Source organism: Actinomyces sp. Marseille-QA0893 (genome assembly GCF_976954355.1).
In genome coordinates, this window is sequence record NZ_CDRJSY010000002.1 from 129,563 (window position 1) to 145,682 (window position 16,120).

At 58.5% G+C, this 16,120-nt stretch carries 16 protein-coding genes; 9 read left to right on the forward strand and 7 right to left on the reverse strand.

Annotated features, from left to right (window positions below):
• The first annotated feature begins 72 nt into the window (after positions 1-72).
• Genes ACWNMW_RS03550 through ACWNMW_RS03565 form a run of 4 tightly spaced genes read left to right on the forward strand, consistent with a single transcriptional unit; the run spans position 73 to position 3,644 of the window.
• Positions 73-945, forward strand: a complete 873-nt coding sequence (locus tag ACWNMW_RS03550) for an SIS domain-containing protein (RefSeq protein ID WP_034502342.1) — start codon at positions 73-75, stop codon at positions 943-945.
• On the forward strand, positions 942-1,862 hold the full coding sequence (locus ACWNMW_RS03555; RefSeq protein ID WP_449490046.1) for an ROK family protein: 921 nt from the start codon (positions 942-944) through the stop codon (positions 1,860-1,862). Before ACWNMW_RS03550 ends, ACWNMW_RS03555 begins: the two co-directional genes overlap by 4 nt.
• Positions 1,859-2,785 carry a 1-phosphofructokinase family hexose kinase gene (locus ACWNMW_RS03560; protein ID WP_449490047.1) on the forward strand — a complete coding sequence of 309 codons (927 nt, stop codon included), beginning with the start codon at positions 1,859-1,861 and terminating at the stop codon, positions 2,783-2,785. Before ACWNMW_RS03555 ends, ACWNMW_RS03560 begins: the two co-directional genes overlap by 4 nt.
• A 22-nt stretch (positions 2,786-2,807) precedes the next feature.
• Complete coding sequence (locus ACWNMW_RS03565; protein ID WP_072456644.1) at positions 2,808-3,644, forward strand: class II fructose-bisphosphate aldolase; 837 nt, start codon at positions 2,808-2,810, stop codon at positions 3,642-3,644.
• Between the two features lie 94 nt (positions 3,645-3,738).
• On the opposite strand, the gene ACWNMW_RS03570 is transcribed toward ACWNMW_RS03565, so the two are convergent.
• On the reverse strand, positions 3,739-5,103 hold the full coding sequence (locus ACWNMW_RS03570; RefSeq protein ID WP_449490048.1) for a family 20 glycosylhydrolase: 1,365 nt from the start codon (positions 5,101-5,103) through the stop codon (positions 3,739-3,741).
• Positions 5,104-5,197: 94 nt separating this feature from the next.
• Here ACWNMW_RS03570 and ACWNMW_RS03575 point away from each other — a divergent pair, with 94 nt between their 5' ends.
• The gene (locus tag ACWNMW_RS03575; protein WP_034502351.1) at positions 5,198-6,175 is read left to right on the forward strand and encodes a 1,4-dihydroxy-2-naphthoyl-CoA synthase; all 978 of its coding nucleotides are present in this window, start codon (positions 5,198-5,200) and stop codon (positions 6,173-6,175) included.
• Between the two features lie 425 nt (positions 6,176-6,600).
• Positions 6,601-8,022, forward strand: coding sequence for a hypothetical protein (locus tag ACWNMW_RS03580; RefSeq protein WP_449490049.1), 1,422 nt, complete (start codon positions 6,601-6,603; stop codon positions 8,020-8,022).
• A gap of 95 nt (positions 8,023-8,117) precedes the next feature.
• Here the strand turns inward: ACWNMW_RS03580 and ACWNMW_RS03585 are convergent, their stop codons facing one another.
• The 3 genes from ACWNMW_RS03585 to ACWNMW_RS03595 all read right to left on the reverse strand — a co-directional run bounded on the left by ACWNMW_RS03585 (position 8,118) and on the right by ACWNMW_RS03595 (position 12,115).
• Positions 8,118-9,299 (reverse strand): hypothetical protein, encoded by a 1,182-nt coding sequence (locus tag ACWNMW_RS03585; RefSeq protein ID WP_449490050.1) that lies wholly within the window; start codon positions 9,297-9,299, stop codon positions 8,118-8,120.
• Positions 9,300-9,501: 202 nt separating this feature from the next.
• Entirely contained in the window at positions 9,502-10,527 is a 1,026-nt protein-coding gene (gene fbaA, locus ACWNMW_RS03590) for a class II fructose-bisphosphate aldolase (protein WP_034502361.1), read from the reverse strand.
• A 142-nt stretch (positions 10,528-10,669) separates the two neighbouring features.
• Positions 10,670-12,115, reverse strand: a complete 1,446-nt coding sequence (locus tag ACWNMW_RS03595; RefSeq protein WP_449490051.1) for a L,D-transpeptidase family protein — start codon at positions 12,113-12,115, stop codon at positions 10,670-10,672.
• Positions 12,116-12,268: 153 nt separating this feature from the next.
• Between ACWNMW_RS03595 and ACWNMW_RS03600 the strand changes: the two genes are divergently transcribed.
• The 3 genes from ACWNMW_RS03600 to ACWNMW_RS03610 are packed head-to-tail and all read left to right on the forward strand — an operon-like array spanning position 12,269 to position 14,935.
• Complete coding sequence (locus ACWNMW_RS03600; RefSeq protein WP_449490052.1) at positions 12,269-13,597, forward strand: AMP-binding enzyme; 1,329 nt, start codon at positions 12,269-12,271, stop codon at positions 13,595-13,597.
• Entirely contained in the window at positions 13,594-14,517 is a 924-nt protein-coding gene (locus tag ACWNMW_RS03605) for a 1,4-dihydroxy-2-naphthoate polyprenyltransferase (protein WP_449490053.1), read from the forward strand. Before ACWNMW_RS03600 ends, ACWNMW_RS03605 begins: the two co-directional genes overlap by 4 nt.
• 22 nt (positions 14,518-14,539) lie before the next feature.
• Complete coding sequence (locus tag ACWNMW_RS03610; RefSeq protein WP_295895166.1) at positions 14,540-14,935, forward strand: phospholipase; 396 nt, start codon at positions 14,540-14,542, stop codon at positions 14,933-14,935.
• Here ACWNMW_RS03610 and ACWNMW_RS03615 read toward each other — a convergent pair.
• The 3 genes from ACWNMW_RS03615 to ACWNMW_RS03625 form a co-directional block, all read right to left on the reverse strand.
• Positions 14,925-15,590 (reverse strand): histidine phosphatase family protein, encoded by a 666-nt coding sequence (locus ACWNMW_RS03615; RefSeq protein WP_299059205.1) that lies wholly within the window; start codon positions 15,588-15,590, stop codon positions 14,925-14,927. The two genes, ACWNMW_RS03610 and ACWNMW_RS03615, sit on opposite strands and share 11 nt — an antisense overlap.
• Positions 15,591-15,703: 113 nt before the next feature.
• Positions 15,704-15,802, reverse strand: a complete 99-nt coding sequence (locus tag ACWNMW_RS03620; protein WP_003792170.1) for a 30S ribosomal protein bS22 — start codon at positions 15,800-15,802, stop codon at positions 15,704-15,706.
• A gap of 82 nt (positions 15,803-15,884) precedes the next feature.
• Complete coding sequence (locus ACWNMW_RS03625) at positions 15,885-16,103, reverse strand: helix-turn-helix domain-containing protein (protein ID WP_009408561.1); 219 nt, start codon at positions 16,101-16,103, stop codon at positions 15,885-15,887.
• Positions 16,104-16,120 lie beyond the last annotated feature (17 nt).

Below are 16,120 nucleotides of genomic sequence, written 5' to 3' on the forward strand. Positions count from 1 at the left end.
ATCTCCTTCTTGGTACGATATTACAAGCACACCGACGTGGTGATGCACATCCTCTACACACTGGAGACACCGATGTCCCTTACGTCAGAAGAAATCAACAGCCAGCCCGAGCTGTGGCGTCGAGTTTGTGAAGTTCCCACCGATGCTCTTCCCAAAGATGGCGAATCAATTGCGGTGATCGGATGCGGAACCTCATGGTTCATCGCCCAGGCCTACACCGTTGCTCGTGAGCGCCAGGGCAAGGGACTCTCGGATGCCTTCACTGCAACCGAATTCCCCTGGGATCGCTCCTACGATCGAGTCGTCTGTCTGTCTCGTTCAGGCACGACAACTGAAATCATCGACATTCTGCGCGGATTGAAAGAACGCGGTGTTCCCAATGTCTTGATCACCGCTGTGGGCAATGGCCCCGCAACCCCCTACGCAGATGTTGAGGTTGTTCTGGACTTCGCCGATGAAGAATCCGTCGTCCAGACTCGTTTCGCCACCACCGCTTTGGCCTACTTCCGCCACAGCTTGGGAGACGATATCGCAAGCGCCGCAGATGACGCTCAGCGCGCACTTGAGTGCGAAATCCCCCAGCGCTGGGTGGACGCCGAGCAGATCACCTTCCTGGGCACCGCGTGGACCATTGGTCTGGCCAACGAGGCGGGCCTCAAGCTGCGCGAAGCTTCGCAGTCCTGGACCGAGGTTTACCCGGCTATGGAATACCGCCACGGTCCCATTTCGATCGCACAGCCCGGTCGCCTCACCTGGGTTTTCGGCCCGGTTCCGGAAGGAATGGCCGATCAGGTTGCTGCAACCGGCGCCGAATTGGTGACCTTCGACGGTGATCCTATGGCTCACCTGGTTGTTGCCCAGCGCCTGGCAGTTGCTCGCGCCGAGGCTCGAGGCCTTAACCCCGATACTCCGCGCCACCTGACCCGCTCGGTGATCCTCAAGTGAGCACTGCGGACCAGCAGCTGGCCATCGGAATCGATGTTGGCGGCACCACCATTAAGGGGGTGCTCGCCGACACCCAAGGAAATATCATTGCCACTTCCGAGGCCGTCGCTACTCCGCGCACCGGTGCCGAAGACGTCGTTGCCGCAGCCGCGCGACTGGCCCGCACCCTGCGCGAGGACTCGCCCGAGGCGCCAGTAGGCGTATGCGTTCCGGGGATTATCAACGAAGAACAAGGAATCGGTATTTTTTCCGCCAACTTGGGGTGGAAAGATGCCCCGCTGGGCGACATGCTCTCCCAGGCCTTGGATTCTTTCGTTCCCCTGGGACATGACGTGCGTTCGGGCGCTTTAGCCGAGGCGCTGTGGGGAGTTCGGTGTTCCTCATGCCTCTACGTTGCGGTGGGGACAGGAATCGCCTCGGGACTTGTCATCAACTCCCATCTGGCGCCTGGCGCCCCATGGGCAGGAGAAATCGGTCAGATCCCTGTCCCCCACCCGGACAATCCTTCAGAAATTGTCCCCCTCGAGCACGTTGCCTCAGCTTCGGGAATTGCACGGCGCGCAATCGAAGCCGGGATCCTTCCCCAGGGCTCGGGCGCGCGCGAGGTCGAAGAACTCGCCAACTCCCATGAGGATTCGTCTCGCCTCGCCCAAGAGATTCTTTCGACCTCGATGAGCCTTCTGGGTGAAGTTCTGGCAACGGTATGTCACCAAGTCGGGGCAATTCCCATCGTCCTTGGCGGCGGGCTGTGCCGCGGCGGCTCTCTTGTCTACGATCCGCTGCGCAACGCTCTGGACAAGGGCTGCACCGTGATGCCCGCTCCCCCGGTTCTCACCGCGGCACTTGGCTCTTCCTCGCAGGCGCTGGGCGCCGCGGCGCTTGCCTTCCAAAGCCACGGAATCGAGGTCGAATCATGATCTGGACTTTCACACCGAATCCGGCCCTGGACATTACGTGGCAGGCCCCCGATCAGACTCGCGGTCAAGTTCATCGCATCACCGAGTATTCCCAGCGTCCGGGAGGCAAGGGACTGAATGTCTCTCGCGTTTTGGAGCAGCTTGGGGTACCCAACCATGCGACGGGCTTCCTCGGCGGGACCACGGGACAAGCCATCGCCTCGTTAATGGAAGAAATGACCACCCAGGTCACGACGCACTGGGTCGACGTTCCCGTTCAAACGCGTCGTTCAATCGCCATGATCGACGGCGAGGCGACGGTGTACAACGAGTCAGGTTTCTCGCTCCCTCCTCATTCTTGGGAAGAGATGCGCGAGCTTTTGAAGGCTTCTTTAAGCGCGTCGGATGTTCTGGTTGTTTCCGGTTCTCTTCCCGGAAACACAAGTTTTGAGTCTCTTGAGCCAATTCTTGAGTCTGCCCGCGAGCGCGGATGCCGGATCATCTTGGACACCTCTGGGCCGTCTTTGGTTCAGTGCGCACGCTGGGCTGATGTTTTAAAGCCCAACCACCACGAGCTCCTTGATGCGACTGGCGCGTCTTCCATTGAGGAAGGGGCACGTACCTTGCTCGAGCTTGGCCCCACATGGGTGTGTGTCTCACGTGGAGAAGAAGGGATGGACCTTTTCTCCGCCCACAGCCACTGGCATGCCGAGGCGGGCGTTGTCCTTGAAGGAAATCCGACCGGTGCGGGCGATGCTTGCGTTGCCTCCTTGGCGCGTTCGCTTGCTCAGGCCGGGGATGACCTTGAGTCCATCATTTCCACCGCAATTGCCGAGGCCGTCGCTACCTCGGCCGCCGCAGTGACTATGCCGGTCGCCGGAGAAATCGATTGTCCGCTTCGCGAGGAATTACTCGCACGTATTACCCCCATTCGTTTGTCTTAAATTCACAAGAAAGTAGGTCACAATGCTTGCTGATACCGCTGTACTCGCACGCGAGTGCGCCGCGCGCAAGGTTGGCCTTGCCGCTTTCAATGTGGTCCTTCTCGACCACGCCGAGGCCTTCGTTCAGGCCGCTGAAAACACCGATCTGCCGCTGGTCCTGCAGCTGTCACAAAACGCAGTGAAGTACCACGGCGGCCGTCTGCGCCCCCTCGGGCGGGCTCTCCTTGAACTCGCAGAAGCCTCGTCCGCGCAGGTTTCAGTGCACCTGGACCACGCAGAAGACACCAACCTCTGCCGCGAAGCGATCGAACTGGGATTCACCTCGATCATGTACGACGGCTCTAAGCTCCCCGATGCACAAAACCGTGAAACCACCGCTGAAATTACGGCTTTTGCGCACGAGCACGGCGTGAGCGTCGAAGCGGAACTCGGCGAGGTGGGCGGCAAGAACGGCGTCCACGATCCTTCTGCACGCACCGATCCCCATGACGCGGCACAGTTTGTTGCCGACACCGGAGTGGATCTTCTTGCTGTCGCAGTGGGCTCCTCACACGCCATGGCAACTCGTGAGGCGGTCCTCGATAACGACCTGATTTCCGCAATTCACCAGGCAGTTCCGGTTCCTCTGGTACTTCACGGTTCTTCGGGCGTACCCGACGAAGGCATGGTTCAGGCCATTCGTGCAGGGATGACAAAGATCAACGTCTCCACACACTTGAATGTTGTCTTCACCGCTGGAGTTCGCGAGATCCTCAACGAGAATCCATCCTTGGTTGATCCGCGCAAGTACGTTGGCCCGGCAACTCGTTTGGTTCAAGAAGAAGTTGAGCGCCTCATGCGCTTGTACGCCCAGGTCTAATAACTGAGCGCTTTTCCTCGCCGCCCAACGTTTGGAATGCGCGTGCGGGTGACGACGATGCCCTCCCCAAATCGGGGAGGGCATCACCTTGTTGCTACTTGATGTACCAGCCGCGGCCTCGCCACAGCCCCTCAAGACCTGCGAGACGCTCGAGGAAGTCCTCCCAGCTTCCACGGGGACCACCAGCCCAGGCGACCTCAGCAAGGCCCGCTAAGCGCGGCAGGAGCATTTCCCACACATCTTTTTCGCGACGGAGGGTCTCACTCCACAGACAGGCCTCGACGCCTTCGATCCCTTCACGACCCACGCCTTCGCAGATCTTCTCTGGATCCCAATCCCACGCATTCTTCAGAGGAAGAATACCGGCCCAGGTGATACCGAGCTTTTGTTCGGGGTATTCCTTCATATCAAAGTAGGCCTTGGGGCCGGGAGACATGATTGCACGCACGCCGCGCGCAACTGCGCGAGCGATAGAGTCACCCTCGAGGTCATCATGCCAGACCTGCACGAGGTCTCCTTCGCCCAAGAGATCCGCTGCTTCCTCCCACGCGAGAGCGCGCTTGCCCAGAGCATGGATGCGTTCGATCTGGCTGCCAACGATGATCGGGTAATCGCCTTCTGCGGTCGAGAAGGACTCATCCCCACCGATGTGGATTCCCGCGGGAGAGAAGGGAGCAAGGGTCTGGACGATTGCTTCGAGGAATGCTTGCGTCGCCGGGGCCTTGGTAGACAGCGTTGAAAAGCCCACTTCTGTGCCCTCATAGAGCGGGGGGCATAGACCGTCAGGGTTGAGACCTTCAATAGCGTGAAGCGCTGCATTGACGTGCCCGGGGATATCGATCTCGGGAATGATCGCGATCATCCGCGAGCGCGCTTCTTCGACCAGCGTTTGGTAGTCCTCGAGGCTGTAGTATCCGCCTTCTTCCCCGCCAACCGCACAATCAGAGGAACGCTCGATGAGCTCAGGGAACTGCGGAATCTCAATACGCCAGCCCTGATCATCACTGAGGTGCAGATGCAAAATATTCAGTCCCAGCTCGCTCATCGCATCCATGACGCGAACGATTGTAGGAACACCGAAGAAATGGCGAGAGACATCAATATGCAGGCCGCGGTGCCTGTATGCCGGGTAGTCAAAAATTTTCACAGCGACGGGCTCGCGGTGATGATTGGCGATCGCCAAAGTGTTGAGCCTTCTCAGGCCTCGTGAAAGCCCAAGTTCGCTGATCGCACTCACCTGCGCCGCGCCGTTGGAAAGGTCCAAGAGGTAGGCCTCGCTGCGCTGCCAGCCTGCCGGGAGCTCGCAGGGGGAGACTGCGGCCTCGAATTCTTCTTCGGTACACAAGACGACTGAAGGGCTGATCTCTGCCCATGTTGCATCGGAGGGATGAGGTTGTGCTTCTTCAATGAAGACTGGAAGAGGGACAAGTCCGGGAATTGCGGACAAAGAGGAGGACATCAATGGACTCCTTTAGGCGGACGCATAATATGTGAACCCCCCTATCCTAAAACGTGCCGGGACCAAGTGGTAGCAGGTCGGTATTCTTGGCTGTATGAGTGCACTGGATTTTGTTTCTGATACTTTCGACGCCCAGCGCTGGCGCGAGGTTGAGGGCTTCGAGCTCACCGATATGACCTACCATCGTGGGATTTCCCGAGGCCCTATCGACGGTGCCCCCAAAGGCGAGGATCTGCCCGTCGTTCGCATCGCTTTTGACCGTCCTGAAATTCGCAATGCATTCCGTCCTCATACGGTTGACGAACTCTACCGGTGCCTTGATCATGCGCGAATGACCGGTGACGTCGCTGCCGTCATTCTGACGGGCAATGGCCCCTCCCCTCGCGACGGCGGTTATTCGTTTTGTTCGGGTGGCGACCAGCGCATCCGCGGCAAGGATGGCTACCGCTATGAAGTTGAGGGAAGCGAGGCCTCGGCGCAGGTAGAAAAGAGAAGGGAACAGATTGATCCCGCGCGGGCGGGGCGACTCCACATCCTCGAGGTTCAACGCCTGATTCGAACGATGCCCAAGGTCGTTATTGCCGCTATCCCCGGGTGGGCAGCGGGAGGTGGACACAGCCTCAATGTCGTCTGCGATCTCTCTCTTGCCTCGCGTGAGCATGCAGCCTTCATGCAGACCGATGCAAATGTTGGCTCTTTCGATGCCGGATACGGTTCAGCGCTCCTTGCACGCCAAGTGGGAGATAAACGCGCTCGCGAGATCTTCTTCCTTGCTCGCCGCTACGATGCGGATACGGCCGCGCAATGGGGCGTCGTCAACGAAGCGGTTCCCCATGCGCAGCTGGAAGAAACTGCACTCGAGTGGGCTCGCATCATTGCAACAAAATCTCCTCAGGCCATCCGAATGTTGAAGTTCGCTTTTAATCTGGCAGATGACGGGTTGGCGGGACAGCAGGTCTTTGCAGGGGAGGCAACGCGGATGGCCTACATGACTGACGAGGCTCAGGAAGGCCGAGATGCTTTCATTGAGCACCGCGAGCCAGATTGGTCCCCCTATCCTTACTATTTCTAATAAGACTAATCTTTCAGTACCTCTTCAGGGTCTACGAATCTAAGACAGGGGTTGCGATCCATGACATTTTTAGCTGAATTTCAGGGAAAATTACAGCTCTGATACACTTGTGTATCCCAAAACCTTGACAAACCCTATAAACTAGTACTGCCGTTAACATAAAGTGCGTGTTAGTGGTGCACACTCCCATCGTGCATTCCACTTAGAACGAAAGGGCCTATGTGAGAATTCACTTAGGAACGCGATCCTCCCACAGGGCGCCGTCGTATCGACAGGCTCCCCGGGTTTCGCGCGCCCTGATTCTCCTCACATCGGCAGCAATCGGTTCATCTTTCACGATCATGTCCCTGCCGTGGGCACCAGCCCTGGCAGATGTAGATCTCTTCCCCTCAACAACCGTCTCAGTAGCTCCTGGCAATGGGCATATGAACGCAGACAAGACCGACGAGGTCTATGCTGCTGCCCCTTCAGCTGATTCAACAGAGCCGGCAAAGACTTCGCATACTGCTTCCGTTGGGGTTCCTTCCGACGCCATCGTCTTAGACGGGGACTCCGAACTCGGGAGGCGATTCGCGCGTACTCCCTACGAAAAGGCAGAGATCGTTGTCGAAGGCGCTGAGTTCGCACCCGAAGAAAAGCTCCCAAACCAGACTCCCGCAGTGACTTTGGACGAGCTCGACCCCGAGCCGACCCCGCAGGGCGATCCTTCTATTGGTGATTTCACCGGTCACGAAGGCCAGACTTGGGCCGAATCCCATGCAATTCCGTCGGCTAATGCGACCTCCATCAAAGAAATCGACGAGCTGAATTCGATCCCCACGATCGACTCCAGCCTTTCGACTCCGGAAATTCTCGTCGCTTCGGGTGAGATCCGGACAATGACTTTTGAACTCAGCAATGTCGGTAACGACGTGCGCGAGCTCGAAATTGAAGGCGTTTTCTCCAGTAAGGCGCCGGGCGCCCAGACCTTGACCTGGACCCTCGAATGCACGACGGATGGCGGAGCCACCTGCCCGAACTTCACGGATGAGCGTTCCGCTGCTTTTACCTCCGATAAGGAAGTTCCTCTCTTCCACTCGGTGGTCAATATGCCTCAGGATTCGAAGATTTCTATCGTCGCACGCATTCGCCAGAGCGCACCCAGTTGCTCGCCAGATTCGTCTAGCGAAACAACGACTAAGTTCCACTGGAAGCGCCTGAGCAATGATGAATCGCGCTGGACCGAGCTGGAACTCAGTGGTCAGCTGAGCTGCCCCGCGCCCATCCCTTCAACGACGCCGACTCCGTCTCCCTCTGCGTCTGTAAGCACTTCGGCGCCCACACCAACCCCAACTGCTACGCCAACGAAGAAGGCAAGTCCCACCGCCTCCCCGAATACGCGAGTTCCAGCAACCGTTTCTCCGACTCACCAGAATCCGGGGCGTGTGATCGTCCAGCCCAGGCCTCGTCCGAATGCGGACCACCGTACTCCGGCCCCCGCCCGCGTCGTTCGAGTGTATTCACCGCAGTCGCCGAACCGTCCTAGCGCTCAGAATTCTTCACGAAACAACGGGACGGCTGCGAACCGCTCGCAATCTCCCCAGCAGAACAGCAATCGTGCGGCTCAGCGCAGTACGAATGCTCCGATTGCACCGATCAGTCCCGCAACTGTGGCCCCTTCGGCTTCTGCCGCGTCTACTTCCGCTGACGCAGGCGCAGTAAATCCCCCGTCCAGCTACGCATTCAACGCTGATGGACGCCGTGGCGGCCTTATGAGCGATGTTGAAGCCAACAGTGCTGTCGCGGTTGCCGCGCTTCTTGTCACTGCTGCGGCTGGGGCTCTTGCTACTTTCCACAAGGGAAAGTAACCCAGAAACTTTTCCTCATCCGATCCAGGGGATAAAAACTGCCGTCCACACCTCACCAGAGGCATGGACGGCACTGTTTTATCAGTTGTAGAGTCTCAGCGACGGTGGAACTTCGATCGCATCACGCGCGCGAGTGCGATCTCAGCAAATGCATCGACAAGCATGGCCCCACCAAAAACTCCCGCAAAGATCTTCCATCCAGAGCGAGGCTTGGGGGTTTTCACTGTCGAGACAAGCATGGACGCACCGACAGCCGCCTCCAAGGTGGCAAGCGTTGAGATGATCCATGGGCGCTCAGAAACGACTGCCATATAGGCCTTTTGAATCGCCGTCTGCGCATCCTCAGTGCTGGTCATCATGATGTCAACACTTCGTCCGATCGCATTTGAAATTCCGCGAGCGGCATGCAGGACCGCACCCTCAACATCGCTTGCTTCGATGGTCCCCGAGAGGAACTCGGCGACGCCATGAGGAAGAGCGAGAGCTTGGACGACCCCAGTGATTGCCTCCGCGCCGCGGAGTTCTTGAGCTGCCAGCAGTGCATCAACATCGGCTCCAGGAACGTGGGCCGCAATCTCGCGCAATGCGGGACGGTCCCCTACCAGGTCGACGACGGCCGGATCAACGGCCTCGACAGAGGAAGAACCAACAACGATGCGAACCGTCATTCCCCAGTTATAGGTGAGCACATGCTCGAGGTGGTCGTCGGTAACGAGGTAGAGATGCAAATCGCCGTCGGTCATGGTCAGAGAGACCAAGGGGAGGTCACCGAAGTTCCATCCGGACTTCTCTTCCGGAATCTCAGCGAGGAGAGCGCGATAACCGTCCTCGAGCTCGATGTCAGCAACGTCAACACCTTCAAGGGCTGCAAGCAAAGGCACTGACGAAGCGGGGGTGCGGCCGATCTCGACAATGCGGACCGGAGTTTCAGTGTCCTCGACCTGGTCGGGAAGGAAATCAGCGAGCGGGCTCTCATTCTGAGACAGTGCGTCAGCGTGTTCAGATCCCAAACGAACTTCGGCGTTGAAGCGCTGGGCAAGATCCTGGGCAAGCTCGGTGACCGTAAGACCCGGCACAGCCTCGGTTGATCCTTCAGTAATAGTCGCAACGCAGCCATCTGCCACTGCGACGTTGAGTCCTAGGAGTTGGGGGGTGGCTTCAAACCATTCAAGCTGGACCAGAACATCCTTCTCGCGAAGTGCCTGGGCAACCTCGGCGGGATCAAGCTGGGAAGCGATCATCATGCCCTCAACGCGGGTCCATGGTGCATCAGTCATCTTTGTCTTCCTTCCGTCAGACCCTCGGTGGTCCTTCGACTTGGTTCAAGTCTAGCGTCTCTATTCTTCGAAATTGACTGTGGCTCTACAAATTGGGATGGACGCGTCTTGAACACAAAATTTGAGTCGCCGCATTCAAAATAAAAAGCAAGGTGGGGGCACCCTTGAGGTACCCCCACCAGATGTGCTTGCTCAGAAGCGATCAGCGCATCTTGGTGCCGACCGAGCCGAGGCGCTCAGCAGCTTCAACGACGCGTGCAGCCATGCCGGCTTCCGCTTCCTTGCCCCATGCGCGGGGGTCGTACTTCTTCTTGTTGCCGACCTCACCGTCAATCTTGAGGACGCCTTCGTAGTTGGTCATCATCCAGTCGACGACCGGGCGGGTGAAGGCGTACTGGGTGTCGGTGTCAACGTTCATCTTGATAACGCCGTTGGCAACTGCCAGTGCGATCTCTTCGTCGGTCGAGCCAGAGCCACCGTGCATGACCAAGTCGAAGGGACGGTGATCCAGACCGTAGTGAGCGGCGACCTCTTCCTGGATGGTGCCCAGGAGTTCGGGACGCAGCTTGACGTGGCCGGGCTTGTAAGCACCGTGCACGTTGCCGAAGGTCAGAGCGGTGATGTAACGGCCGTTCTCGCCCAGGCCCAGAGCCTCAACGGTCTTGATGGCATCTGCGGTCGAGGTGTAGAGCTTCTCGTTGATTTCGCCAACGACGCCGTCTTCTTCGCCACCCACGGCGCCAACCTCGATCTCGAGGACGGTGTGGGAGTCAACTGCGAGCTGGAGCAGGCGCTTGGCGATTTCCAGGTTCTCATCGAGGGCGATAGCGGAGCCATCCCACATGTGGGACTGGAACCAGGGCAGACGACCTGCCTTAACTTCCTCGGCCTCCATGTGCATGAGCTGCTCGGTCCAAGAATCCAGGTTCTGCTTTGCGCAGTGGTCGGTGTGCAGTGCGATGGTGACGTCGTAGTTCTTTGCGACCTCACGCGCGTAGGCAGCCATTGCCAGAGAGCCGGCGATACGGTCCTTGACGGTGGAACCTGACCAGTATTCAGCGCCACCCACGGAAACCTGGATGATGCCATCGGATTCGGCATCAGCGAAACCGCGAAGTGCAGCGCTCAGAGTCTGAGAAGAGGTCACGTTAATTGCCGGGTACGCGAACTTTCCGTCACGCGCACGGTTGAGCATTTCGTTGTAAACCTCAGGGGTTGCGATGGGCACAGGAGCCTCCTAATTGATGACAACATCTGTCAGGAATTATTCTCCCACATTTGTGCCGGAAGATCACCGGACTATTGGCCCCATCGCGTGATCTTTTCGTGACATATTCCCCAGTCAGAAAGAAGTCACGCGGATTTGCGGCTCAGTAGTGCGACATGACCGGAGTTCCAATCTCCGACCATTGATAGACCCAGCGTGCTTCGTCAACGGGCATATTGATGCAGCCGTGCGAGCCTCCCGGGCCACTCCAGCCAAAGGAGCTCTGCCAAGGAGCACCATGGAAAGCGTAAGAACCGGTCCAATAGGTCACCCACGGGACACCCTTGGCACAGTAGGGCCAATCCGGAGTACAGCCCATGTCTTGTGCTTGGTACTTGAGGTAAACGTTGTACAGACCCGTCACGGTCTCATGGCCAGGAGAACCCGGAACAATTGCGACTGGACCATGAACCACCGTCGCACCTTCATAGGCAGTTACAGAGTTGTTTCCGAGGTTAATCTCGAGCCACTTCTCTCCCGGTGCTGCTTGATACACCAGCTTTTCTGCGCCATCTGCGATCAGTTTGCGCTCATAAGTCGCAGGAGTCGTGTCGTAGCTGAACTCGCCTTTAAATTCGCGATTCGCCTTGAGCGATTCAATAACAGAAGACGAGAGGGCATCAAGGTCCTTCACCTTGCGACCATCAACAGCCTTCTTCGGGGTTTGGACAATATCGCCAGCGGAATTCACGTTGTGACGACCATTCACAGGCTCGCGATTGGTGCTTTCCCCCTGAGTGCGAACCCACTCACGTACGCGCTCATCGTCAATCGTCGGCTGATTCAAGGTGCCGTTTTCGGCGGCCGAGATCTTGACCCAGCCAACGCGAGCCTTCGCGTCGGCCTGGATCACGTCCTCACCATCGGAGATCTCAACGGGGATCTGCGCCAGCTTATTTGCGCTATCGGCAATCCCCTGCGCCGTGCGGTCGTCAACGACGGGAGACAGATTCGAGGCCGTAAGTTCGAGGTCTCCCCCACGCAGCATGCGAGCGGCCTCGCCAAGGGCTGAACGAAGTTCTTCGTAGGCAACTCCACGGCCGGCCTGCGAAGAGGTTGCCACGAAGGATTCCTGGTCCTCCGCGGGATGCACGCTGGCATCAACGACCGGTGTCCCCAGGGAAGAGGCAACCTTATTCGACAGCTCCCTGAGCTTGACGTCGTCGACTGTGACTGCAGCGGGGACGTCGTGATGAACTGCAAGCGCCTTGAAACGTTCCAAGATGCTCTTATTCGGAGCAAGAGCTTGCTCAGCGCTCCCCTGAGAATCAACGGTCATGCCCATGTCAGCAAGCGCAAGTTCAGTGGAGTGCCCTTCAACCTTGAGGTTGACCTTCATCCCGGCGGCTCGCTCATCGACCATGGAGACAATTTCATCGCGAGTCATTCCGGAAACGGATTGTCCAGCGACGGTCACATTGGGCAGCGCACGCGCCGAGTAGTGCACTGCATAAGCGACAGCCACTGCGATCAGCGCAACGAAGAAAAACCCCAGCGAGACGCCGAGGATCAGAGGCTTGCGCGATCGGGAAGAAGTATGTTCAATCATCGTCCCTATCCTACCGATTTCACATTGTTTTCGCGATAAACTCACAGCTTCACGCCCACAAATTCTTCCCGCGCATAGCTGATTGTTTCCTGGTACCCTATTTCCGCTGGTCAGGGGGTACCGTTAAAGAAGGCGGTACCGGGGAGGTAAAAAGTGAGTGACCTTCGTCTTCTTGTTGTTCCGGGGGGCACTTCCCCGGCATCTGTAGCAATGGCGCACGCTTCTTTGCACAAGCTCGTTGAGCTGCACGAAGAGCGCGAGGTCGACCCCAACCACCCAGCACCACGCACCGTTGTCGTCATCCGCGATCCCGCCCAAGTGCCACCTTCAAGCCTGCGCGCGGCGGCGACTACGCCTCGTGAAGCATTCCCACCCGAGCTCTATCCCGAACTCGCCGACCGCATCGACGATCCCAACCTCTTTGACGGGATCGATCTTGTCCTCGCTTCCTCAGGATCCTCTGGCGAACCCCAGTTGGTCGGGCTCTCCATCGAGGCACTCTTGGCCTCGGTCAAGGCCTCGCATTCCGCACTGGGAGGTCCCGGACGCTGGATCCTCGCTCTTGCCTCGCACCACATTGCGGGCGCTCAGGTCCTCATGCGCGCGGCAGCCACAGAGATTTCTCCTCAAATCGTGGACTGCACCCACGGATTCAACCCGCAGGATCTGCTTCCGGCCATTGCAGGTGCTACCTCCGACCCCGAACTTCCGGGCTATCTCTCCTTGGTCCCCACCCAGCTGGCAACATGCCTCGATGCTGGAGGCGAGGTCCTCGCGGCCATGGCGAAACTTCACGCCATTCTCATCGGCGGTTCCCGCTTAGATCCAACTTTGCGCGCCCGCGCAGAAGAAGCGGGCCTCCACATCGTTGAATCCTTTGGAATGACGGAAACCTGCGGCGGCTGCGTCTACGATGGTGTTCCCCTCCCCGGAGTCCTAGTCCGCACGCTCGAATGGGATGGAGCCACCCGCATCGCCATCGCGGGTCCCGTGCTATTGACTCGCTATCTAGCCCAGGACACTCCCTTCCACGACGAACTCGGCACACGCTGGTTCATCAGCGGAGATACCGGAATGATTGACGCGGGTGGACGCCTGAAAGTCATGGGGCGCGCAGACGATGTGATCATCTCCGGAGGCCTCAACATCCCGCCTATTCGGGTTGATGATGCTCTCAAGAACGTGTCCGGAGTTAAGGACGCGTGGTCGGTGGGACTTGATGATGAGAAGTGGGGCCAAGTCCTCTCCTGTCTGGTCGTCCCCGAGGCGCAGACTTCTTTCCCACCCGACCCAGACTTCGTTGAGCATTGGGGCCACAAGATCCGCGAGGAGGTCGCGAACCAGATCGGTCGCCCGCAAGCACCTCGCCGCGTCATTTTCGTTCCCGAGATCCCCCAGCTCTCATCGGGCAAGGTGAACCGTCTTGCAGCGCGCGCCCTTGCCGAGTCTCTGACCGGCAGCGATTCAGAGTGGCGCCGATGAGTCAGGCAAGGCCGGGCGGGGCGACTCTTGCGGACTGGATTGAAGGGGCCAGGCTGCGTACTCTTCCCGCAGCCGCTGCCCCCGTCATTGTGGGTGTGGCCGCCGCCTACGCTCTGGGCAGCTTCCACCCGCTCCGCTCTTTCCTCGCACTCAGCGTCGCACTGCTCCTCCAAATTGGAGTCAACTACTCCAACGATTACTCCGACGGGATCCGTGGGACGGATGACCAGCGCAGCGGTCCCCAGCGCCTCACCGGGTCGGGGCTTGCTCGGCCTCGAACTGTTTTAAGCGCAGCACTGGGATGCTTCGCGGCGGCCGGCGTACTCGGATTGATCTTGGTCGCACTTAGCGCAGCGTGGCCCCTCATTGCAGCCGGTATCGCAGCCGTTGCCGCAGCCTGGTTCTACACCGGAGGCAAGCACCCCTACGGCTACATGGGCATCGGGCTATCCGAACTCTTCGTCTTCGTCTTTTTCGGCCTCATGGCAACGGTCGGGACGACTTGGACGCACACCCCTCAAGCTCCCTGGTGGCTGTGGCTCATGGCCTCATGCTTGGGATTACTCTCGGTTGCCATGCTCATGGTCAACAATATCCGCGATATCCCAACAGATAGCGTGAGCGGGAAGAAGACTCTTGCCGTGCGTTTGGGACAGCGAGCCTCGCGCTGGATCTTTGCACTGTGTCTTCTCTTCCCCATCACAGTTTTTGCCGCTCTCCCCCAAGCCGTCGGTACTCCTGTGATTGTGTGCATTCTCGCCTCGATTACGTGGATTTTGGCGATTACTCAGCCTGCGTATCTGGTCCTCAGCGGCCTGCGTGGGAAGGGACTCATCATGGTCCTTAAACACACGGGTTTCTTGACCTTGGGCTGGGCCATCTTCGTGAGCGCCCTTTTGGTCTCCAGTACATTTGCGTGACCGCCTGCTTTACACTCGACGTATGGTTCGCGTTCTTTTTGTTATCGCCTGGTTTGCTGCATCCGTTTATGCAATTTCGGACTGGGCGACAACTCCTGCGGACCGTATGCCCTTGAATTTGCCGCGAATGACCTGGCTCATCATCTTGGTCGTGACGGTTCCATTCCTCTCGTTGGGTGCGCTTGCGTGGATCATCCTCAAGGCTGTCGCGAATGCGGAACAGCGTCAGGAACAGGCCTCTCCGAAAGCCCCCGCAGCGCCCGATGATGATCCCGAGTTCCTTTTCCGCCTCGAACGCGATCTTCAGATGAAACGCAAGCGCGAAGAAGAGAAGAAGAAAACAGAAAACCCCTCCACCGCAGACGATGGAGAGGATTCTGATCCAGGTAAGGACGAAGACCCGACGCCTAGCGCTTGAGCTGAGCCTCAGATACTCCCGGAACCATGTCCGAGGCCTGGGAGAGCAGGTGCGCAGCGGGCTCCGTGTAGGTCATTCCGACCAGCACATCGTCGTCGAAAATCAGTGATGTCAAGGACGCAAGAGAGCACTGGCGCGACAGCGGCGAGTGCCCCAGAGGCTGGTGGCGGATCAGACGCTGAAGCGAAACGATCGGCATCTGGTGCGAAACCAGCAAGGCCTCGTGGCCGCGAGCTTCTCGCAGTGCACGGGCGACCGCGCGGGTCATGCGCTGTGCAGCGTGGGCGTATGATTCTCCCCACGATGGACGCAGAGGATTGACGTAGTAGCGCCAGTATTGCGGTCGCGCTAAAATCCATCGATTTGCATTTACCGCGACGCCCTCGAAAACGGATTCTGCTTCGATCAGGCGGTGATCGTGTTCGATTTCGAGATCGTAGGCCGAGGCCGTGGGTGCAGCTGAGAGTTGTGCGCGCAGCAGGGGCGAGGCGACAACGTGAGTGATATCCGCGTTGGTATCCACCAAGTAGTCGGCGACGGCCTCGGCCATTTGGTGACCGAGGTCGGTAAGGCCATAGCCGGGAAGGCGGCCGTACAAAATACCGTCTGGGTTATCGACTTCTCCGTGGCGCATCACATGGATGACGGTCTTCATTTCACAAGCCTTTCGTGGCTCCCATCATCGACACGCGGGCAAAACGCGAGAAGAGGAGGGAATGGAGGAGATATGCCGAAGGGCCCCACCTGTGGAGGGACCCTTCAAGAAGATCACTTCTTGTTGCGACGCTGGTGACGCGTCTTGCGCAGCAGCTTGCGGTGCTTCTTCTTCGCCATGCGCTTGCGGCGCTTCTTAATGACGGAGCCCATGGGGTTCCTCCCTCGAGTGTGTAGGTGCGGCAGAGGTGACTACCGCCTGACGTCAGGTGCCAAAAGGCACAGCAGGTTTATATTACCCGTTAATCCCCGCAACGCGTTCATCGATGTGATCAGTCAGACCGGCACGGATCAGCTGTCCCACAGCTGATTCGGGCACGCGGAAGCTCTTACCGACGCGAATTGCCGGCATCTCTCCACTGTGAATCAAACGATAAACAGTCATCTTCGAGACGCGCATAATGTCCGCCACCTCAGATACCGTCATAAAACGCGGGGCAGAGTGCTGATCCATTGATGACTCCCAGACGT